We start from the raw sequence: 20,721 nt of genomic DNA on the forward strand, positions 1-20,721 counted from the left end.
CCCGCGCTGTTCGTCCTGCACCTGCAATCCCGAAAGCCGGTTTGATGAGTCCCAGTCCACTGAGTCCCGCTGCCCCAGCGGGCGCCGGCAGCGGCCTGCCCGCCGACGATGCGGCCGGGTCCCCCGACCCCTACCTGCCGGGCCACGGCACGGACGCCTACCGGGTGACCCGCTATGAACTCGAGCTGGACTACAAGCTCAGCAGCAACCGCCTGAGCGGACGCGCGCTCGTGCATGCCGTGACGCAACGCCCCACCTCGGCCATCGTCCTGGACCTGACCGGGCTACGGGCCACCAAGATCCAGCTCAGCGGGCGGAGGGTGCGCAAGTTCAGCCAGCGCGCCGACCAGCTCGTCGTCGTCCCCGATGCCGGCCTGCTACCGGGTGAGGAATTTACCCTGGACATCCGCTACGAGGGCAACCCCACACCCCGCCGCGGGCTATGGGGCGAAGTGGGCTGGGAGGAACTGACCGACGGCGTCCTCGTGGCGGGCCAGCCCAACGGCGCACCGTCCTGGTTTCCCTGCAACGACCATCCGCTGGACAAGGCCAGTTACCGGATCTCGGTGACCACGGATGCGAATTACCGGGCCGTGTGCAATGGGATCCTGATCGCCCGCACCAGCCGGTCCAGCCGCGAGACCTGGGTCTATGAGCAGTCCGAGCCCATGGCCACGTACCTTGCCACGGTCCAGATCGGCCGCTACGAGCTCCTCACCCTCAACCCCGTCACCGCGGCCGCCCAGGTGCCCCAGTACGCGGCCGTCCCGTCTGCGCTGGCCGACGCGGCCCGGGTGGGACTGGCGCGGCAGCCCGAGATGATGCGCACCTTCACCGACTGCTTCGGCCCGTACCCTTTCGCCGAGTACACGGTCGTGGTGGCGGGTGACGAGCTGGAGATCCCGCTGGAGGCGCAAAGCCTGTCGATCTTCGGCCCCAACCATCTGAAGCAGGACTGGGAGTCCCAGCGGCTCATCGCCCATGAGTTGTCGCACCAGTGGTTTGGCAACTCGCTGACGGCGGCCTCGTGGAAGGACATCTGGCTGCACGAGGGATTCGCCTGCTACGCGGAATGGATCTGGTCCGAGGAGGCCGGCGTCATGACGGTGGCCCGCAGGGCTGCCAGCGCGTGGCGGAAGCTGAGCACCGGCAAGCAGGACCTGCTCGTGGGCGACCCCGGGCCGGAGCTGATGTTCGATGACCGGGTGTACAAGCGCGGCGCCCTGGCGCTGCACGCCCTGCGCCTGCGCTGCGGCGACCTGGCCTTCTTCTCCCTGCTGCATGAATGGGCAAGCCAGAACCGTCACGGCTCCGTCTCGACGCCTCAGTTCATCCTCACCGCGGACCACGCGACAGGCCTCGACACCGAGTCACTGCTGCACCCGTGGCTATACCAGGAGGCCCTGCCGCCGCTGCCGCTCAGCGGATAGGGCAACCAAGCTGGACTACAACCCTGAATCGGCGTTCAGAGTATCGTTCACGCATTGGAGCAGGAATGATTCCGGGTAGGGTCCATCGGGAGGCGCCGGCCAGCCCTGGTGGTCGGTGTCTGCGTCGGGCCATGGGTGCCCGGACATGAATCCGCGCCAGTCCGGGAAAGGATCCGCGGGCAGTTCCGTGTCGGGATCCCGGCCCGGGTCCGCGGGCAGTTCCGTGTCGGGATCCCGGCCTTGATCCGGGGGTGGGTCCAGGTCGGGATCCCAGCCTGGATCCGGGGGCAGGTCCAGGTCGGGATCCCAGCCTGGATCCGGGGGCAGGTCCAGGCCCAGGTCTTCCTCCGTGGGCAGGCCTTCGTCCGTGCGCAGGAGATGGCCCGGCCAGTCGGGTGGTTCCCAGTCCTGTTGTTCGCTGGGATAGTGCCGCCCCGACGGTGAGGTCCACCCCGGCGGACTGTGTTCGCTTGCCCCGGATGGTGTCCAGGCCGAGCTGTGCTTCAGGCGGTGATGCTTGGGGCAGGGCTGGCCGAGGTTGGTGATCCCGGTGGTGCCTCCGCCGGCCCAGGCCAGGAGGTGGTCTGCCTCGTTGTCCAGGGAGTGGTTGTTGCAGCCCGGGAAGGGACATCTGCCGTCGCGGAGCCGGAGCCAGTGGCGCTGGGCTTTCGTGAGGCGGTAGCTGGTCCGGCCGATTTCCAGCGGGGCCCCGTCCCGCGGGTCCGTAAGGACCCGGTAGAAGGAACCCGCGCCGTCGGCGATCAGGCGGCGGGCCATCGACGGCGGGATCGGCCCGTACCCGTCCAGCATCGCCGGTTCCTCCCCGGCACCCAGGAGGGACAGGACCGGGACGGTGACCAGGACCTGCGCCCGCGGGACCGGCACACCCCCACCCAGGCCGCTGACATCCGTGCCGGTGCCGGCGCCGCCAGCCAGACCGTGTCCTTCCTCGCTTGTGCCGCCGATGGTCCCCGTGCCGCCTTCGGCCAGTCCAGTGGTGAGGAGCCAGGTGGCGGCGATGTCGGCGCGGAGCTGGGTCAGAGTGCGGGCCTCGTCCGGGCCCTGGAGGGCGCGGGCGGCGGCGGTGGTCCGCTCCCAGATCCCCGCGGCGGTGTCGGCCGGGAGGTACGCGGAGAGCCAGGCCATCCCGTCCCGGTCCGGGCAGTACTCGACCCGCCGGTCCGCAGCACACTTGGTGTGGCGTTCCTCGATGCTGACCGGGTGGTGGCGTTCCCGCCAAACACGGGCCTTGGCCCGGAACCGTCCCGGGACGAGATCCCCGGCCGGGCACCCCCTGGCCGGGTTCGGGGCATCGGGGTCCAGGAAGTGCGTCTCCAATGCCGCCGCCCCGGCCGCATCCAGGTTCGCGGTTTCGTCCACCATGATCCGGGCATGGGCCCACGAGATTGTCCCGGCCTGCAGGGCCGCCAGGGTCAACGGCAGCCGCGTGGTCAGGGCCTGGCACTCGGACAGGAACACCCCGGCGGCGTGTTCGCTGACCCTCAATGCACACGCGACCTCGGCCACCAACGCCATCTCCCGGACGGCGCGGTCCTGCGGGGACGCCGCCGGCGGCGCCAGCGCCCGGGTCGCCTGCACGTAGTCCGCAGCGAACCTGACCTTCAACGCCGCCGTCCGTGCCTCCCGGCGGGCCACCCCGGCCATCCCGTCCAGGCACGCATCCGCCAGAACCCGCAACGGATCAGCCCACAGCGGATCAAATTCGGCATCCCGGATTGAACCACTGCCCGAAGGATCAGCGTGGTCCGCCCCGACGCCGGTGAAAGCAGACAGGGCAGCGACGGACGCGGCGACAGCCGCCAGGGCCTCCATGCTCTCCGCACTCCATGCCGTGCTTTCCATACGCCCAGACTAAGACGTGGCTACGACAAAAATATCGATACCGGCTGAATGGCTGAGTGGCCGCGTGACGCCAGCAGGCAGCTGCTATTCGGCGCCGACGACGGCCAGCGCGGCGGCAAAGCCTGCGGGCAGGCCCAGCACGGCCGTGTCCAGGTCGACGAGGATGGCGCCGTCCCCAGGCTCCGCGTAGGCCTCGACCGAGGACGGCTCGACGCGCAGTCCGGTGCCGCGGGCCTTCAGCAGGGCTTCTTTGCGGGCCCAGGCGGCAGTCCGCCAGAACGTCGCCCGGTCCGGCGCCAGGGCGGCGAGCAGCTGCCGTTCCGCTGGGGTGAGGGCGACGTCGTCGAACCCGGGAAACATCACGCCGGAGCTGTGCTGCAGGTCGATGCCGGCTTTCATCCCGGCTCCGCCGGCTGAACCGGCGGCCAGCAGGGCCCAGCCGCGGCTGCGCGACAGGCTCAGGCTGAGGCCGACGGGTCTACCGTCGAGCCGGTAGCCGGGCCGGCCGTGGTCAAGTTCCGGGCCCGTTCCGCAGTCCGGGCAGGAATAGGCGGCCGTTAGGTCCCCGGGGCGCACGGCCAGGATCCCGGCGGCGAACTCCCGCAGCGCGATCCGGCCGGCCAGGAAGTCCCGCCGGGTTGCCAGGTCCGCGATGCCCGCGGCACGCGCGTGTTCCGCGGGATCAAGGAAGGCCTCACCGTCCGGCCCGACGTCGGCAAGACGAACGGACCGGACGGTGATTCCGGCGACGGCGAGTGTTCCGCCGTACTCTAGCGTTGGACTGCTCCGAAGCGCTCGTGGGCGACCGCCACGGCGGCCTCGCGGGCGCCGGATGCCTCGTCGGCGGTCAGCGTGCGGTCTTCGGCCCGGAAACGCAGGCTGAAGGCCAGCGACTTCTTGCCGTCCTCGATGCCCTTGCCCGCGTAGACGTCGAAGAGTGCGACGTCTTCGAGCAGCTCCCCAGCGCCTTCGCGCAGGGCAGCGAGCACCTCCTCCGCCGGTACCTCCTGGGGCACCACCAAGGCGACGTCCTGGGTGGCCACGGGGTAGGTGGAGATGTGCCGGGCCACGATCACGTCGGCGGCGGCCTCGAAGAGGGCGTCCGCGTTGAATTCGAGCGCCACCGATCGGGCGGGCATGTCATGGGCGGCCAGCAGCTTCGGGTGCAGCTCGCCGGCATGGCCCAGAACCTCTCCGGTGCGGAGCGCCAGCTGCGCGGTCCGTCCCGGGTGGAAGGCCTGGTGCTGGCCCTGGCTGATGACAATCTCGACGCCGAGCACGTCGCCGGCGATCCGGGCGATGTCCAGGGCGTCAGCCCAGTCCCATGCACGCGGCGCGTGGCCGGCGGCGGCCGGTGAGTCGTGGCCGGTGAGCACGGCGGCGAGGTACAGCGGCTGGTCCGGGACGCCGTCGTACAGGCCGTCCAGCACCTCATCGCTCGGCCTGATGCCAAGCGGCGGGATCGAGGCGGTGCCGAGGTTGTCGCCCGGCAGGAACACGAGGCCGGCCTCGAACAGGGCCAGGTCGCGGAAACCGCGCGAGTGGTTGCGCTTGGCGACCTCGATCAGGCCCGGCAGGATTGAGGTGCGCAGGTATCCCTGCTCCTCGCTGATCGGGTTGGCGAGCTTGAGTGCCTTCCGCGGCGATCCTTCCGTGGACACGCCGAAGGTGTCATTGGCGGCCTTGGAAACGAACGGGTACGCGAGGACCTCGGTGAGACCGGAAGCCGCCAAGGCCTGGACCAGGCGCCGGCGCTGCTGCTGGACGCGGGTTAGCCCGCGGCCCGGAGGCGCCACCGGCAGAGACGCCGGGATCTGGTCATAGCCGACCAGCCGGGCGATCTCCTCGGAGAGGTCTTCCTTGGTTTCCAGGTCATTGCGCCAGCTCGGGGCGGTCACGAGGTACCCGCCGTCGTTCTTCGCGACGACGGCGCCCAGGTCCCCGAGCGAGGTCAGGATCTGGTTCTCGGTGAAGTCGATGCCGATCCGTTCTGCGGCGAAGGCTGCGGGCAGTTCGACGGTGACGGCGTCCGGTGCGGTGCCGACGTCGGTTCCCTCGGCCACGGCGGTGCCGCCGGCGAGCTCGACCAGGAGGTCCACGACCCGCTGGGCGGCCACACCGGCGATCTGCCAGTCGACGCCGCGTTCGAAGCGTTTGGAGGCCTCGGACGGGAGCTTGTGGCGGCGGCGGGAGCGGGCGATGGACACTTCGTCGAAGTGTGCGGCCTCAATGAGGATGTTCGTGGTGGAGCCGGACACCTCGGTGGCGGCACCGCCCATCACGCCGGCAATGCCGATCGCGCCGGAACCGTCGGTGATGAGGAGGTCCTCGACGTCGAGCGCGCGTTCCTTGGCGTCCAGGGTGGTGATCTTTTCCCCGGCCACGGCACGGCGGACCACGATGTCTCCGGACAGTGTGTCCAGGTCATAGCAGTGGGTGGGCTGGCCGAGTTCGAGCATGACGTAGTTCGAAATGTCCACGGGCAGCGAGATGGAGCGGATGCCGGCGAGCCGTAGCCGGGAGGTCATCCACGGGGGCGTCGGCTTGGCGGCGTCGACACCGCGGACGGTGCGGGCCACAAAGCGGTCACAGCCGGGCTTGCCGTAGATCGGGGCGTCGTCGTTGAGTTTGACGCCGTAGCCGCCGGCCAGTTCCGCGGGCGCCTGGACCTTCGACGCCGGGTCGGTGAAGGACGTGCCGGTGGCGTGGGCATACTCACGGGCCACACCGCGGATCGAGAACGCATAGCCGCGGTCCGGGGTGACGTTGATTTCGGCGGCCTGGTCGTAGAGACCGAGCAGCTCCATGGCGTCGGTGCCGATTTCCGGGTCCAGCCCGATCCGGGACAGCACCAGGATGCCGTCGTGGTCCTCGCCGATGCCGAGCTCGCGCACGGAGGCGATCATCCCGGCGGACAGGTGGCCGTAGGTCTTCCGCGCGGAGATGTGGAAGTCGCCGGGCAGCACGGCACCCGGAAGGGTGACCACCACCTTGTCGCCTTCCACGAAGTTGTGGGCGCCGCAGATGATGCCCTGCACACCGGAGGGGTCGATGCCCTCGCCGGTGAGGCTCTGCTGCTGCCCTTCGGGGACCACCCGGACCTGGCACCAGTTGATGGTTTTGCCGTTGGTCTGGGGTTCCTTGACGATGCTCAGGACCTTGCCCACCACGATGGGGCCCTGGAGGGTGTCCGTCGGCCGGTGGACTGCTTCTTCTTCAAAGCCGACCTTGACCAGGTCCGCCATCACGTCTTCGGCCGTCGCTCCGGCCGGTACCTGCGCGAATTCACGCAGCCAGGAAAGTGGGATACGCACTGTTAGATCTCCATCCCGAAGTGCTCGCTGAAACGTACGTCGCCTTCGATCATGTCGCGCATATCGCCGACCTCGTTGCGGAACATGAGGGTCCGCTCGATGCCCATGCCGAAGGCAAAACCTGAATAGATGTCCGGATCGATGCCCGCGGCGCGGAGCACATTGGGGTTGACCATGCCGCAGCCGCCCCATTCGATCCAGCTGGGACCGCCCTTGGCGCCCGGGTGCCAGATGTCCAGCTCGGCGGAGGGTTCGGTGAACGGAAAGTAGTTGGGGCGCAGCCGGATCTGGGCTTCGTCGCCGAACATCTGGCGCGCGAAGTGCTCCAGGGTGCCGCGGAGGTCCGCCATGCTGAGCTTCTTGTCGATGGCAAGGCCCTCGAACTGGTGGAACACCGGGGTGTGGGTGGCGTCGAGCTCGTCGGTGCGGAAGACCTTGCCGGGGCACAAAACGTAGATGGGCACTTCGCGTTCCAGCATGGAGCGGACCTGCACCGGGGAGGTGTGGGTGCGCATCAGCAGGTGGGCCTCGGGCGGCTCCACGAAGAAGGTGTCCTGCATTTCGCGGGCGGGGTGGTCCGGCTTGAAGTTCAGCGCGTCGAAGTTGAACCATTCGGACTCGACCTCAGGGCCTTCGGCGATCTCCCAGCCCATGCCGACGAAGATGTCCGCGACGCGCTCCTGCAGGGTGGACAGCGGGTGCCGTGCACCGGCACGACGGCGGCGCGGAGCGGCGGTGACGTCCACGGTCTCCTCGACCAGGATGCGCGCGTCGTTCTCGGCTTCGAGTACGGCCGTGCGGTCCGCGAGCGCCTTGTTGACGCGTCCGCGGGAGGATCCCATGAGCTTGCCGGCGGCGGCCTTCTGGTCCTTTGGCAGCCCGCCGATTTCGCGGTTGGCGAGGCTCAGCGCGGACTTCTCACCGGTGTGCGCGAGGCGCACGGCCTTGAGTTCATCGAGCGTGGCGGCGGCGGCAATGGCGGCAACGGCCTGGTCTACGGCGGCGGTGATGGCGGCTTCATCCAGGGGATTCGGGACGCCGGCGCCCGGCAAAGTTTCAGTCATCTACTGTTCTTAGCTACGAGTCGGTTCATGCCAACGCACAGGACCCTCAGCAGGAGCAGGGACCGGTGTGTGGACAAAGGGCAGGGCTCGCCAAAATCGCTCCGGCGGGCACTCCCCACCAGTCTAGTTGAACGGGCTCAGGTGCCCGAACGTGACGGTACTCCCCCTGCCCCGGGGTGTCCGCTCCGCCGCGCACTCCTTCCGTCCATCCCTCTGTCCATCCCCGCTCCATCCTTGTGCTTCGTATCCCGCCGGCGGGTCCCCGGCTAGCATGGCCTCATGACGCCGGGACAACGGCTGCGGCAGCTGGCAAATGTACTCAATGCAACAACTCCACTGGGGTTGCTGCTGGCCGGCTGTGCCCGCGCCCCCGTCCGCCACGGTCCCCGGGGACTGCTGGTGGCCACCGGCTACCGCTGGCGGCTGCCCTTCGCCGGCGCCTTCACGGTCGGCAATGTGGTGATCTTCCGGGCCGGGCCCGCGGAGGCCCTGGCCAACCCGGTGCTGCTGGGGCACGAGGAGCGCCACTGCACCCAGTACGCCTGGTGCCTGGGCCTGCCGTTCCTGCCGCTGTATTTCCTCGCCGCAGGCTGGTCCCTGGCCCGGACGGGCAACCCCGGCACGCGCAACGTCTTCGAACGGCACGCCGGGCTGCAGGCCGGCGGCTACCCGGAGCTGAACACCGGCTACAACCACACCGGATCCACCAACAGGGAATCCACCACCAGGGGTTCCGCGCACCCCGGCAGGACGGAACCGCCCGCCCGCGAACGGAACGAGGCATGACATGAGCGACAGCCCCAGGACCATCTCCGTCACCGGATCCGGCAGCGCGGAAGCCGCACCGGACCTGCTGACCCTCTCGATCGGCGTCGAGTGCCGCCGGGAGGACGTCGGCGCGGCCTATGCCGAGGCGGGCCGGGTCTCCGCGGCCATCACGGCGGCACTTCGCGGCTATGGCGTGGCGGACCCGGACATCACGACGTCGGGACTCAACGTCCGCGCCGAGGTGAACTGGCAGGAGGGCCGGGGGCAGGTCGTCTCGGGCTACCTGGCGTCCAGCGTGCTGAGTGTCCGGATCAGGGAGCTGGGAGCCTCGTCCGAGGTCATCGCCGCGGCGGTCGCGGCCGGCGGGAACGATGTGCGGCTCAACGGGCTGGAGCTCGGCTTCGCTGATCCCGCGGCCGTCACCGCCCGGGCCCGGGAGGCCGCCTGGCAGGATGCTCTCACCACGGCCGGGCACTTCGCGTCCCTCGCCGGGGCCCCGCTGGGGAAGGTGGTTTCGCTCACGCAGCAAACCGGTTACCCGGCGCCGATCCCGGTGGCGAAAATGCAGCGGGCTGCCGCAGTGGAGTCGCTCACCGTGGAGGCCGGCGAATCCAGCATCAGCGCCACCGTCAACGTCGTGTGGGAACTGCTCGGCTGAGGCGCCGACAGACAGTCACGGTCCGGGACAGGAGAGGTCCGGAGCCGGCTAGTGCGTGGCGCCCGCGGCGAGTCTGAGATCTGTTGTCGTCGCCAGGGTACTGCGGACGACGACGGCGAGCGCCTCCGCCAGCTGCTCCAGCGGCAGCGCCGGATCCGTGCTCCCGGGCGGCAGCTGGGCTGGCTCATAGGGAACGTGGACAAGGCCGCCCCGGGTTCCGGGCCGAAGCCGCAGGGCGTGCATCAGCCCGTAGAAGAGGTGGTTGCAGACGTACGTGCCGGCGGTCTGGGATACCTCGGCAGGGATCCCGGCCGCCAGCAGGGCCGCGAGCGCCGCCTTGACCGGAAGGGTGCTGAAGTACGCGGCCGGTCCCCCGGTGACCACCGGCTGGTCCACGGGGGCGTTGCCGGCATTGTCCGGGATCCGCGCGTCGTCGCAGTTGATCGCGATCCGTTCCAGCGAAACCCGGGACCGCCCGCCGGCCTGGCCCGCGCAGACCACCAGGTCCGGGCGGTACTGCTCCAGCGCGGCTTCCAGCCCGCGGACCGCGTCCCCGAAGACGCAGGGAAGTTCCACGGCCTGCGCATCGAGTCCCTCGGCCTGCAGCCTGGCCGCGGCCTCCCGCGCTGCCGACCACGACGGGTTGGTGCTTTCGCCACCGAAGGGCTCGAAACCAGTCAGGAGAATCATCGCCCCAGCCTAACAAGGCGGCGGAAGGGCAGGCAGGGGACATGGCTGAGGGTATGCCCGGGGGCGTAACGAGTCCGGCGGGATGTTATCGGTAGTGTGCGGAGGAGCTTTTGCACAGAAGGGTTCGCCGAATACCAGCACGAACATCAAGCGTGGCGCTCCGGGACAAGCACGGCTTTGCAGGATTGGCGGCGGCCACCATCTCACCAATCTTTGGCCGACGTGCCGTCGGCATGCTGGACGTGTTCCTGGCGGAACGTCTGCGTGGCAAGGACTTGGCTCGCTGGTCCAACGCCGCAAAGTCGGCGCGGGTCCTTGACTTAAACTCGAACATACATTCGAATGGAGCCATGAGATGGGACGCACAAGCACTCAAACCCGCGCCCGACGACAAGGCCCCTGGAACCCGCGCCGCAGAAACCCGGTCCCCGGGTGACGGGGCAGCCGGAGACCCGAGCGGGCGCAGCCCGTCCCCGGCCACCGATGCCCTGCTGCCCCTGATCGGGCTGGTGCGTTCCGTGACCACCCCCGAGTTTGCCGGCGTCACTTTCCATGAGATCACCGCCAAATCGGTGCTCAACAAAGTGGCCGCCGGTTCGCGGATGCCGTTCGAGTGGACCATCAACCCATACCGCGGCTGCAGCCATGCCTGCGTCTACTGTTTCGCCCGGAAGAGCCACACCTACCTCGACTTCGACGCCGGCCTGGACTTTGACAGCCAGGTGGTGGTGAAGATCAACGCCGCCGAGGTCCTCCGCCGGGAACTGGCCAAGCCCTCCTGGGGGCGGCAGCACGTGGCCCTCGGCACCAACACGGATCCCTACCAGCGGGCCGAGGGCCGCTACCAGCTCATGCCGGGCATCATCGGGGCGCTGGCCGATTCCGGCACTCCCCTGTCGATCCTGACCAAGGGCACTCTGTTGGCCCGGGACATCCCGCTCCTGAAGCACGCCGCCGCTCAGGTGCCCGTTGGTGTGGGTATCTCGCTGGCGATGACGGACGAGCACCTCTCCGAAGCCGTGGAGCCCGGCACACCAGGTCCCCGTGCACGCCTCAAGCTGATCACCCGGCTCCGGGAGGCGGGGCTGCCGTGCGGAGTGATGGCCATGCCCATCCTGCCGTGGCTCTCGGACAGCGACGAGGCCCTGGATTCGCTGTTCGGCTCACTGGCGGCGGCGGGCGCCACCGGCGTCACCGCGGGCGCCCTTTACCTCAAGCCCGGAACCCGGGAGTGGTTCATGCAGTGGATCGCCAGGGAACATCCCCAGCTCGCCGGCAAGTACCGGCGGCTGTATGGCACCGGCTCCTACGCCTCCAAGGAGTACCGGGCCTGGCTGTCCGGACGCATCCGGTACTTCAAAGCCCGGCACGGCTTCTCCGGCTCGCAGGGATTCAGCCACCGCGGCCTCAATGACGATCCCGGCAGCAATGACCCCCGGGACGAGGAAGCGCAGTACCCGGCCGGCAGCATCCCCGAAGCGGCCGCAATCCTCCCCAGCCCGGGGCCCGCAACCGCGGACGTGCAGCCCACCCTGTTCTAGCGGGCCACCTAGAGGGCCTTCACGGCGCCCAGGACCCGGGTGAGCGAATCCTTAGCGTCACCGAACAGGAGGGTGGTCTTGGGATCAAACAGCAGCTCGTTCTCGATCCCGGCGAAGCCCGGGCGCATGGAGCGCTTGAGGAAGACCACCTGGCCGGCCTGGGCCACCTCCAGGATCGGCATCCCGTAGATCGGGGCCCCGGGCGTGGACTTGGCGGCAGGATTGACCACGTCGTTGGCGCCGACGACGAGCGCCACGTCGGTGTTGGGGAACTCCGGGTTGGCTTCCTCGAGCTCCTTCAGCGCCTCATAGGGAACGTTGGCTTCCGCGAGCAGGACGTTCATGTGGCCCGGCATCCGGCCGGCCACCGGGTGAATGGCAAAGACCACCTCGACGCCGCGGGCCGCCAGGGCCGTGGCGAGCTCGGCGATCGTGTGCTGGCCCTGGGCCACGGCGAGACCGTAGCCGGGGACGATCACCACCCGCTGCGCATAGCCGAGCTGGACGGCGACGTCCTCGGGCGAGGAGGAGCGCACCGGCCGGTCGCTTTGCGCGGTGGATCCCGCCGTCGAGCCGCCCCGGAAGGCACCGAACATGATGCCCGTAACGCCGCGGCCCATGGCGGACGCCATCACCTTGGTCAGGATGGTACCGCTGGCCCCGACGAGCGTGCCGGCGACCAGCAGAAGCACATTTCCCAGCACAATGCCCGACGCCGCGACCGCCAGGCCGGTGAACGAGTTGAGCAGCGAAATCACGATCGGCACGTCGGCCCCGCCAACGGGCAGCACCAGCAGGAGCCCTGCCACGAGGCCCAGCACCAACAGCGCCACGGCCCATCCGATCGACCCCGTGGCCACCACGAGGCCTCCGGCGGCGATGGCGCCCAGCACCACGGCGCCCATCAGCACCGGCATACCGGGGAAAAGCAGGGGGCGGGTGCTGATCAGCTCCTGCAGCTTGCCGACCGTCACGGCCGAGCCGGCAAAGGACACCGCGCCGACCAGCATGGTAAACACCACGGCCAGCCGCACCCAGGGGTCCTCGCTCTGGCCGAGTTCCAGCACTGCCACCAGCGCTGCGGCGCCGCCGCCGACCCCGTTGAACAGGGCGACCAGTTGCGGCATCTGGGTCATCTGCACCCGCCGGGCCACCGGGACGGCCACGGCGGAACCGACGGCGATCGCGGCGATGATAAGCGGGATGTTGTCCAGCTTTGCGGAGAGGAACACCGTCACCACAGCCAGGAGGGCACCGGCCGCTCCGATGGCGTTGCCCCGCCGGGCGGTCCGGGGAGAGCTCAGGCCCTTCAGCGCGAGGATGAAGCAGACGGCGGCCGCCAAGTACAACAGCGCAGTCCATCCGGGGCCGAGGACGCTCATCTGCCGTCCTCACCCGTGCCGGCACGGGGCCGGGCCGGCTTCCGGCTCCCGAACATCTCCAGCATCCGGTCCGTCACGACGAATCCGCCGACCAGGTTGGCGGTCGCCAGCACCACGGCGAGGAGGGCGATCGACAGCAGCCACGGGTCGCTGGCCTGCCCGGCCACGATGATGGCGCCCACCAGGATGATGCCGTGAATGGCGTTGGCACCGGACATCAGTGGAGTGTGCAGCTTGCTGGTCACCTTGGAGACGACTTCGAATCCTACGAAAACGGCGAGCACCACCACGGTCAACAGCGTGATCGGATCCATCATTTGAGGGCCTCCAGTGCTTCGGCGGTTGCGGCGTGCCGCACGGAGCCGCCGTGGGTCAGGCAGGCGCCAGCGACAACTTCGTCGTCGAAGTCCGGGACGACCCTGCCCTCGGCGGTCATCAAGGCCAACAGGTTCGCAACGTTCTTGGCGAACAGCCGGGAAGCATCGGAGGGCATCGCGGAGGCGGCGTCCTGGAGCCCCACCAGGGTCACGGATCCGCCGTCCACCGGGACCTGGAGATCCCGGCCCGCGATGACTCCTTCGACGTTTCCGCCGGATTCCGCGGCCAGGTCGACGACGACCGAGCCGGCCCGCATGCCGGCCACCATCTCCGTCGTCACCAGCAAGGGTGCCGCCCTGCCGGGGATGGCCGCCGTGGTGATGAGGACATCCGCCGCCGCGACATGAGGGGCCAGCAGGGCGCGCTGGCGTTTGGCCCGGTCCTCGCCAAGTTCACGGGCGTAGCCGCCGCTGCCTCCAGCGGACGTGTCGGCAGTTCGGGTGTCCAGCTCCAGATGGATGAACGTGCCGCCCATCGAGGCGACCTCGTCGGCGGAGGCCGCCCGGATGTCGTTGGCCGAGACCCGCGCCCCCAGGCGTTTTGCGGTGCCGATCGCCTGCAGCCCGGCGACGCCGGCACCCAGGATGAGCACCCGTGCCGGCGGGATCGTTCCGGCGGCCGTCATGTACAGCGGGAAGAACCTCGGGTAGCGCAGGGCCGCCTCCAGGACGGCGCGATAGCCGGAGACCAGCGATTGGGAACTGAGCGCGTCCATGGACTGGGCCCGGGAGATGCGCGGCACCAGCTCCAGCGCGAACGAGGTGACACCCGCGGAAGCGAGGGCGCCCACCCCGGGCAGTTCCGATCCCGGCGAGGCGAAGCCGATGGTGATGGTGCCGGGCCGGAGCCGCCCTGCGGACTCCGGCTCAAGCGGCCGGACGTGCAGCAGGACATCCAGCGATTCGGCGGTCAGCTCCGGAACGATCGAGGCTCCCGCCGCGGCGAAGGCGGCGTCCGCGTACCCTGCCTCGGCGCCCGCATTGCTCTCCACCGCCACGTCCAGGCCGAGAGCCCGGAGTTGTTGCACCGTTTCCGGTGTGGCGGCAACCCGCCGCTCCCCTGCACGTTGCTCCCGTCTGACACCAACCTGCACGGGCTGCTCCTCTCGATTCGCTTCAGCGTAGTCACATGCTTCACGCTTTGGCGAGAGGTGGGGCCCCGGCGGCCCGCGAGCTCAGCTCAGTTCGCGGACACGGCCGGGGAATCCGCGACCGGCAGCCTGTCCAGCAACGCCTCGACGATCGGCAGGTCAGCCGGGATCCACGGCAGCCCCAGCACCTCATCGCGGTTCCGGAGGTTGACCCAGCGGAGCTCATCGTGGTCCTGGAGGGGGTGGGGAACGCCGTCGAGCAGTTCCGCGAACCATACCCGCATCGCCGCGCGCTCGTTGAGCGGCCAGCCGTCGGCGGATCCGCTGTCCAGTTCGGCGCCGAGCCGGATGCTCACCCCCAGCTCTTCGAGGAGCTCACGGTGCAGGGCCTGCTCGCCCGTCTCGCCGGACTCGACCTTGCCGCCGGGAAACTCCCACATCCCGGCGAAGTGCGGGGGCGCAGTGCGCCGCGCCACGAGCAGCCGGCCGGGGTCGGCCAGGGAGTCCAGCACGGCGCCGCCGACGACGCTGATGAGTCCAGTCACGCCCACAAGTCTAGGGGCGGCACCCGCTTAGGGGAGAATGGAGGGGGCCGCCCTCGGCGTGTACCCGGAATACCGGGCGTGCCTGCCCCGTTACACACTTCAGCTCATACATCAGATTTATTTTGCCGCATTCTCCTGGCTCCAGCCGGGGACGTCACCGAAAAGCAGACGAATGACTACCACCACACACGCCCCGGCGACACCCAATACCGGCACCCGCCACGTTGCCCTCGCCATCGTTTCCCTTGCCATGGGCGGATTCGGTATCGGCACCACGGAGTTCACCATGATGGGCCTGCTCAAGGAGGTGGAGCAAGGGCTCAACATCAGCACCCCGGAGGCGGGCCACCTGATCTCGGCCTACGCCCTTGGCGTGGTGATCGGGGCACCGCTGCTGGCCGCCGTTGGTGCCAAGATGCCGCGCAAGTACCTGGCCCTGGGACTCATGATGTTCTTCAGCATCGCGAACCTGACGTCCTTCATCGCACCCGACTACGGCACCATGCTGGTGTCGCGCTTCGCCGCCGGGCTGCCCCACGGGGCATTCTTCGGCGTCGCGGCGGTGATCGCGGCGTCACTGGTCGCTCCGACCAGGCGGGGCTGGGCCATTTCGATGGTCATGGCCGGCCTGACAGTCTCCAACGTCTTTGGCGTCCCCTTTGGCACCTGGCTGGGCCAGGCCTATGGCTGGCGGCTGCTGTTCCTGCTGGTGGGCGTCATCGGCATCATCACCCTGGTGATGCTCTGGAAGTTCCTGCCGTTCCAAAAGCCGCACGCTGATGCGAGTTTCCGGCGCGAACTGGGGGCGCTCAAGCGGCTCCAGGTCTGGCTGGCGATTTTGATCGGCATCGTCGGTTTCGGCGGGTTCTTCGCCACTTATACCTACATCGCCCACACCATGACCTCCGTTGCGGGCATTCCCGCGGCCTGGCTTCCGCTGGTCGTCGCGCTGTACGGGCTGGGCATGGTGGCCGGCAACATCGTCGGCGGCCGGATCGCGGACAAGTCCGTGATGGGAACGATCTACTGGGTGCTGCCGGGCATTGCCGTGGCGCTCGTGGTCTACGCCGTGGCCGTGCACTGGCCGTGGTCCGCCTACGTGATGGTCTTCGTCGTCGGCGCCGCCGGGGCACTGCTGGTCCCGGCGCTGCAGACCCGGCTGCTGGATGCTTCCCCGGATGCCCCCTCGCTGGCCTCCTCGCTCAACCATGCGGCCCTCAACGTCGCCAACGCTTTGGGCGCCTTCCTCGGCGGCCTCGTCATCGCCTGGGGGTGGGGCTACGTCGCACCTGCCCTGGTCGGGGCTGTGCTGGCGGTCCTGGGCCTCGGCGTCGCCCTCATCAGCGGACTGGTGGAACGCAAGAGGCCGCTGGTCCGGTAGCCCGCAATGCGGCTACCACCCAGCGGCCCCTGACAACCGTGGTGGCGCAGAACCGGCGCCCGCTACGGCGCGCTGACCCGCTGAACGTCCGGTTCAAGGTAGATGACCCGGGCCATCGGCACCGCCTCGCGGATCCGGGTTTCGGCGTCGTCGATCGCTTTGGCGATGTCCTGGCCCGTCTCGGAGCGGCCGATGCTGATCTTGGCCGCGACCAACAGTTCCTCCGGACCCAGGTGCAGGGTCTTGAGGTGGATGATCGAGGTGCCGTCGGACTCGATGGCCGCCTGGATCCTGGCGACGTCGTCCTTGGTGGCGGATTCGCCGAGCAGCAGCGACTTCGTCTCCACGGCCAGCACGGCGGCGATGGCCACAAGCAGGATGCCGATCATGGCGGTTCCCAGGGCGTCCCAGATGCCGTTGCCGGTGATGAGCGTCTTGCTCACGCCGAAGAGCGCGAAGATCAGGCCCACCAGGGCGCCGAGGTCTTCGAGCAGGATGACCGGGAGCTCCGGCTGCTTGGCGCTGCGGACGAACTTGACCCAGCTCTGCTTGCCGCGGACGTGGTTGGATTCGAGATCGCGGTCCGGAACGAGAAGGACTCGGCGATGATGGCGCCGATCAGGACGCCGAGCGGCACCCACCAGAACGCGCCCTCGATGGCATGCGGGTGCTGGAGCTTTCCCCACGCTTCGCACAGGGCAAAAAGGCCACCCACGCTGAACAGCACGATCGAGACGATGAAGGCATAGATGTAACGCTCGCGTCCGTAACCGAAGGGGTGCTCCGGGCTCGAAGCCCGCTTGGCGCGCTTGCCGCCCACGAGCAGCAGGATCTGGTTGCCGGAATCAGCGTGCGAGTGGATCGCCTCGGCCAGCATCGATGAGGAAAACGTCAGGAAGTACGCGACGAATTACAGGACGGCGCTGGTCAGGTTGGCAGCAAGCGCCGCAACAATCGCCTTGGTACCGCCACTTGCAGCCAAGAGAGCTTCTCCTGAGGGGTTCGACCGGGTGGTGGGCTCCGGCCGTTGCCCGCGCCCACAAGGAATACCGTACCCGTCATCGCCCCGCCGGAGCACCGCACCGGCACGGGGAGGCCGCCCGGTTGGCCCGCAGCGCCGCAGGTCACCGGGCAGATAACGATTGGGTGTGATCCTGCTGACAAGCAAACTGGCCTATGTTAGCTTGAAGCCATAATCGGGATCCACCATTTGGATGCCGACGAATATGTAGGAGGAGTAATGGGCTTTCTTGGCTGGATCATTCTCGGACTCATAGTAGGTGCAATCGTCAAAGCAGTTATGCCTGGCAGGGTCGGCGGCGGCTGGGTCACCAGCCTCGTGCTCGGTGTTGTCGGCGCAATTGTCGGCGGCTGGATCGGCGACCTTCTGTTCGGCGGCGGCAGGATGGAATTCTGGAATCTCGGTTCCTGGCTCCTGGCCATTGTCGGCGGTCTGGTGGTCGCCCTCGTCTATGGCGCCATCACAGGACGCAACAAGACCAGTTAACTGCACAGGTACGACGGCGGGGGCCCACCTTTCGGTGGACCCCCGCCGTACTTTTTTGCCTCGTGCCGGTGTCCCTCCTGCCGGCCGACGACGTGAACCTGGAGGGAGCTCAGCTGGGCGGGTTCGTCGCGCCGTCCTGCTGTGCGCGGGCGCTGGCGTAGAGGCAGACCGTCGCCGCGGTGCCAAGATTCAGGCTTTCAGCAGCCCCGTACACGGGCACGGCCACCCGGTGGTCCGCCAGGGCGAGTTCTTCCTCGGCGAGGCCCTGCGCCTCATTGCCGAAGAGCCAGGCCGTCGGTTTCTCCAGCGCGTACTCGGACTCCCGGGGCTGTGCGCCGAGCCGGCGGGCGGCGTTCTGGTCCTGCAGCCGGTCCAGGTTGAGCTGGCCCTGGCCGTCGGCGGCCAGCACTCCGATGCCGCGTTCCTTGCAACGGGCCACCAGTTCCTCGATCTCGGCGCCAAGCACCACGGGCAGATGGAAAAGGGACCCGGCCGTCGACCGCACGGCCTTGGGGTTGTAAATGTCCACACTGGACGCGGTCAGGACGACGGCGTCCGCGCCGGCCGCGTCCGCTGCCCGCAGCACGGTGCCGGCGTTGCCGGGGTCCCGGACCTGGCACAGCACCGCGATCAGCCGCGGGCCGGCGTCGAGCACCTGCTCAAGGCTCACGTCCAGGAAGCCGCAGACCGCGAGAATGCCCTGCGGGTTGACGGTGTCCGCCATCGCGGCAAGCACTTCGTCGGTGGCGAGGTAGGCGGTGGTGCCCTCCGCGAGGGTCTCCAGATCAGGGTGCCGGTCCAGGCAGGTCTCGCTCGCGTAGACCTCATAGACAATGCCGGGCTCCCCCGCGGCAAGCCTCTTCTGGTGCAGGACGAGGGCTTCCCGGACCGCCTGCGGGCCCTCCGCCAGGAACTCGCGGCGCTTTAAACGGGCCGGGCGCCCGGCAAGCTGTGCCACCTTCCTCACCCGATCAGCTCGGGGATTGGAAAGTGGAAAGTCTTGCGGGCGCCCGGTTTCGTTCATACAAGAACCTTAGTAGCTTTTCCAGCCGGTTCTTGAACGACGCAGTTGGTGAACTGCCTCAGGTACTACTCGGCAGCCTTGTCAGCGGCAGGCTTCTTGGCGGCCGGCTTCTTGGCCGGAGCCTTCTTGGCGGCCGGTGCAGCCTCAGCCTGGACGGCCGGAGCGGACGTGTCGGCGGGCAGCGAGTCCTTGGCGATCTTGACCAGCGCGGCGAAGGCGTTGGCGTCGGAGACGGCAAGCTCGGCCAGCATACGGCGGTCAACCTCGACCTCAGCGGCCTTGAGGCCCTGGATCAGACGGTTGTAGGTCAGGCCGTTGGCGCGGGAGGCAGCGTTGATGCGCTGGATCCACAGGCGGCGGAAGTCGCCCTTCTTCTTCTTGCGGTCGCCGTAGCTGTACACAAACGAGTGCAACAGCTGCTCTTTGGCCTTGCGGTACAGGCGTGAACGCTGTCCACGGTAGCCCTTTGCGCGTTCAAGGATAACCCGGCGCTTCTTGTGGGCGTTGACCGCCCTCTTCACACGTGCCACGTGCGTACTCCTTCAGAATTCTGATCCCAAGCGTCTACTGCCGGAACAACCGGCTGGCCTGAGAAGCCTTTTTGGTAGTTGACTGCTGCCGGGTGGCAAACAGTCAGAGAACTTGGAACTTAGATGCCGAGCATCTTCCGGATGACCTTGGCGTCGCCCTTGAAGACGATCTTGTCGCCGGCGAGGCGGCGGGTCAGCCTGGAGGACTTGTGCTCGAGGTAGTGGCGGCGGTTGGCCTGCTGGCGGCGCAGCTTGCCGCTGCCGGTCAGCTTGAAGCGCTTCTTAGCACCACTGTGGGTCTTCATCTTCGGCATGGGAACCGATCTCCTTACGTATCCGCAGACAAGGCCTGCAGTCTTTCGTGCAGCCGCCCCTGCGGGCGGCGTGCTGGTTGCTTGCTGCCGGACATTGCTGTCCGGCAGCCCTGGACTAGTTGGTCTTCTTGGTGCCCGGCTTGGCGGCGGCCTTCGGGGCAGCCGGCCGTGCAGCAGGCTTCGGCGCCGCGGGGCGCGGGACCGGCTTCGGTGCAGCAACCGGCTTCGGTGCTGCCGCCGGAGCGGCCTTTTCAGCCTCGGGAACCTTGGCGGTTTCCGGCGCCTTGGCGGCGGCTTTGGGCGCTGCGGGCGCCTTGGCTACCGCCGGCCTTGCGGCGGCTTTCGGGGCCTCAGTTTTCGGGGCCTCGCGCTTCGGCGCGGCCTTGGGAGCCTTGGGGGCCTCCTGCTTCGGCGCTTCCTGGACGGGAGCCTTCTCTGCCGGGGCTTCCTCGACCTTGGCCTCGGCGGCCGGGGCCTCCGCGGCTTCAGTCTTGTCGGCCTCGACCTTTTCGGCCGGGGCCTCGGCGGCAGCCTCCGCAGCCGGAGCTTCCGTTGCCGGCGTCTCCGTCGCGGTTACCTCGGCCTCGGGTGCCTCGGTCCGGACCTGGTAGCCCTCCGGAAGAAGATCGGCGAGCGACTGCGTCAAGGGGGCATCGCCGCCGGACGTGTCAACGCGGCCGCCGCCTGTTGCCTTGGCTTCATTCTCGGCCTTGGCGTCCGCGCGCTGCGTTGCGCGGCGGGCCTCCGCCTTGGCTTCGGCCTTGTTCTTCAGGGGACCGACCACCATGACCATGTTGCGGCCATCGATCCGCGGGCTGGACTCCACGACGCCGACTTCGGCGACGTCGTCGGCAAAGCGCTGGAGCAGGCGGATGCCCATCTCGGGACGCTGCTGCTCACGGCCACGGAACTGGATCATGGCCTTGACCTTGTCACCGGCGCCGAGGAAGCGGAGCGCGTGTCCGCGCTTCGTCTCGTAGTCGTGGGTGTCGATCTTCAGGCGGAAGCGGATTTCCTTCAGGACCGTGTTGGTCTGGTTCTTCCGGGCTTCGCGTGCCTTGACTGCGGCTTCGTACTTGTACTTGCCGAAGTCCATCAGCTTGCACACCGGAGGCTTGGCCTGCGGTGCAACTTCAACGAGATCAAGATCGGACTCGGCAGCCAAACGCAGGGCATCCTCAATACGGACAACGCCTACTTGCTCGCCTGCAGGGCCGACCAGCCGCACCTCGGGGACGCGGA

19 protein-coding genes and 1 pseudogene are annotated in these 20,721 nt (G+C 68.6%); 6 read left to right on the forward strand and 14 right to left on the reverse strand.

Features of this window, described 5'->3' with window-relative positions:
- Window positions 1–44: 44 nt before the first annotated feature.
- Window positions 45–1,430 carry a M1 family metallopeptidase gene (locus AC50YC_RS11160; RefSeq protein WP_494953592.1) on the forward strand — a complete coding sequence of 462 codons (1,386 nt, stop codon included), beginning with the start codon at window positions 45–47 and terminating at the stop codon, window positions 1,428–1,430.
- 15 nt (window positions 1,431–1,445) lie between these two features.
- Here AC50YC_RS11160 and AC50YC_RS11165 read toward each other — a convergent pair whose 3' ends face one another.
- The 4 genes from AC50YC_RS11165 to pheS all read right to left on the reverse strand — a co-directional run bounded on the left by AC50YC_RS11165 (window position 1,446) and on the right by pheS (window position 7,671).
- Entirely contained in the window at window positions 1,446–3,293 is a 1,848-nt protein-coding gene (locus AC50YC_RS11165) for an HNH endonuclease signature motif containing protein (protein WP_494953593.1), read from the reverse strand.
- Between the two features lie 84 nt (window positions 3,294–3,377).
- Window positions 3,378–3,869 carry a 4'-phosphopantetheinyl transferase family protein gene (locus tag AC50YC_RS11170; RefSeq protein WP_494953594.1) on the reverse strand — a complete coding sequence of 164 codons (492 nt, stop codon included), beginning with the start codon at window positions 3,867–3,869 and terminating at the stop codon, window positions 3,378–3,380.
- Between the two features lie 194 nt (window positions 3,870–4,063).
- Window positions 4,064–6,607, reverse strand: coding sequence for a phenylalanine--tRNA ligase subunit beta (gene pheT, locus AC50YC_RS11175; protein WP_494953595.1), 2,544 nt, complete (start codon window positions 6,605–6,607; stop codon window positions 4,064–4,066).
- Window positions 6,608–6,609: 2 nt separating this feature from the next.
- Window positions 6,610–7,671 carry a phenylalanine--tRNA ligase subunit alpha gene (gene pheS / locus AC50YC_RS11180; RefSeq protein ID WP_494953596.1) on the reverse strand — a complete coding sequence of 354 codons (1,062 nt, stop codon included), beginning with the start codon at window positions 7,669–7,671 and terminating at the stop codon, window positions 6,610–6,612.
- A 279-nt stretch (window positions 7,672–7,950) separates the two neighbouring features.
- Here pheS and AC50YC_RS11185 point away from each other — a divergent pair, with 279 nt between their 5' ends.
- Complete coding sequence (locus AC50YC_RS11185; protein ID WP_494953597.1) at window positions 7,951–8,457, forward strand: hypothetical protein; 507 nt, start codon at window positions 7,951–7,953, stop codon at window positions 8,455–8,457.
- Window position 8,458: 1 nt separating this feature from the next.
- Window positions 8,459–9,097: an SIMPL domain-containing protein gene (locus AC50YC_RS11190; protein WP_494953598.1), complete on the forward strand. Its 639-nt coding sequence runs from the start codon at window positions 8,459–8,461 to the stop codon at window positions 9,095–9,097.
- Between the two features lie 48 nt (window positions 9,098–9,145).
- Here the strand turns inward: AC50YC_RS11190 and pcp are convergent, their stop codons facing one another.
- Window positions 9,146–9,787 carry a pyroglutamyl-peptidase I gene (gene pcp, locus AC50YC_RS11195; RefSeq protein WP_494953599.1) on the reverse strand — a complete coding sequence of 214 codons (642 nt, stop codon included), beginning with the start codon at window positions 9,785–9,787 and terminating at the stop codon, window positions 9,146–9,148.
- A 350-nt stretch (window positions 9,788–10,137) separates the two neighbouring features.
- On the opposite strand from pcp, the gene AC50YC_RS11200 reads away from it, so the two are divergent.
- Window positions 10,138–11,328, forward strand: a complete 1,191-nt coding sequence (locus AC50YC_RS11200) for an Rv2578c family radical SAM protein (protein WP_494953600.1) — start codon at window positions 10,138–10,140, stop codon at window positions 11,326–11,328.
- Window positions 11,329–11,336: 8 nt separating this feature from the next.
- Here the strand turns inward: AC50YC_RS11200 and AC50YC_RS11205 are convergent, their stop codons facing one another.
- The 4 genes from AC50YC_RS11205 to AC50YC_RS11220 form a co-directional block, all read right to left on the reverse strand.
- Window positions 11,337–12,710 (reverse strand): NAD(P)(+) transhydrogenase (Re/Si-specific) subunit beta, encoded by a 1,374-nt coding sequence (locus tag AC50YC_RS11205; RefSeq protein WP_494953601.1) that lies wholly within the window; start codon window positions 12,708–12,710, stop codon window positions 11,337–11,339.
- Complete coding sequence (locus tag AC50YC_RS11210) at window positions 12,707–13,024, reverse strand: NAD(P) transhydrogenase subunit alpha part 2 (RefSeq protein ID WP_494953765.1); 318 nt, start codon at window positions 13,022–13,024, stop codon at window positions 12,707–12,709. The genes AC50YC_RS11205 and AC50YC_RS11210 overlap by 4 nt, the downstream gene beginning before the upstream one ends.
- Entirely contained in the window at window positions 13,024–14,181 is a 1,158-nt protein-coding gene (locus tag AC50YC_RS11215; RefSeq protein ID WP_494953602.1) for a Re/Si-specific NAD(P)(+) transhydrogenase subunit alpha, read from the reverse strand. Before AC50YC_RS11215 ends, AC50YC_RS11210 begins: the two co-directional genes overlap by 1 nt.
- 86 nt (window positions 14,182–14,267) lie before the next feature.
- On the reverse strand, window positions 14,268–14,723 hold the full coding sequence (locus tag AC50YC_RS11220; protein WP_494953603.1) for a (deoxy)nucleoside triphosphate pyrophosphohydrolase: 456 nt from the start codon (window positions 14,721–14,723) through the stop codon (window positions 14,268–14,270).
- 172 nt (window positions 14,724–14,895) lie between these two features.
- On the opposite strand from AC50YC_RS11220, the gene AC50YC_RS11225 reads away from it, so the two are divergent.
- Window positions 14,896–16,104, forward strand: a complete 1,209-nt coding sequence (locus AC50YC_RS11225) for an MFS transporter (protein WP_494953604.1) — start codon at window positions 14,896–14,898, stop codon at window positions 16,102–16,104.
- Window positions 16,105–16,166: 62 nt separating this feature from the next.
- Here the strand turns inward: AC50YC_RS11225 and AC50YC_RS11230 are convergent.
- Window positions 16,167–17,086 (reverse strand): annotated as a pseudogene (locus AC50YC_RS11230) (cation diffusion facilitator family transporter).
- Between the two features lie 258 nt (window positions 17,087–17,344).
- Between AC50YC_RS11230 and AC50YC_RS11235 the strand changes: the two are divergent.
- Window positions 17,345–17,611 (forward strand): GlsB/YeaQ/YmgE family stress response membrane protein, encoded by a 267-nt coding sequence (locus AC50YC_RS11235; RefSeq protein WP_354173732.1) that lies wholly within the window; start codon window positions 17,345–17,347, stop codon window positions 17,609–17,611.
- A gap of 109 nt (window positions 17,612–17,720) precedes the next feature.
- On the opposite strand, the gene AC50YC_RS11240 is transcribed toward AC50YC_RS11235, so the two are convergent.
- The 4 genes from AC50YC_RS11240 to infC all read right to left on the reverse strand — a co-directional run bounded on the left by AC50YC_RS11240 (window position 17,721) and on the right by infC (window position 20,707).
- Window positions 17,721–18,635 (reverse strand): TrmH family RNA methyltransferase, encoded by a 915-nt coding sequence (locus tag AC50YC_RS11240; RefSeq protein WP_494953605.1) that lies wholly within the window; start codon window positions 18,633–18,635, stop codon window positions 17,721–17,723.
- A 65-nt stretch (window positions 18,636–18,700) separates the two neighbouring features.
- Window positions 18,701–19,165, reverse strand: coding sequence for a 50S ribosomal protein L20 (rplT, locus tag AC50YC_RS11245; RefSeq protein ID WP_346925856.1), 465 nt, complete (start codon window positions 19,163–19,165; stop codon window positions 18,701–18,703).
- A gap of 119 nt (window positions 19,166–19,284) precedes the next feature.
- Complete coding sequence (gene rpmI, locus AC50YC_RS11250) at window positions 19,285–19,479, reverse strand: 50S ribosomal protein L35 (RefSeq protein WP_009358635.1); 195 nt, start codon at window positions 19,477–19,479, stop codon at window positions 19,285–19,287.
- A gap of 115 nt (window positions 19,480–19,594) precedes the next feature.
- The gene (gene infC, locus AC50YC_RS11255) at window positions 19,595–20,707 is read right to left on the reverse strand and encodes a translation initiation factor IF-3 (protein WP_494953606.1); all 1,113 of its coding nucleotides are present in this window, start codon (window positions 20,705–20,707) and stop codon (window positions 19,595–19,597) included.
- Window positions 20,708–20,721: the final 14 nt, after the last annotated feature.

Source organism: Pseudarthrobacter sp. MDT1-56 (assembly GCF_059383555.1).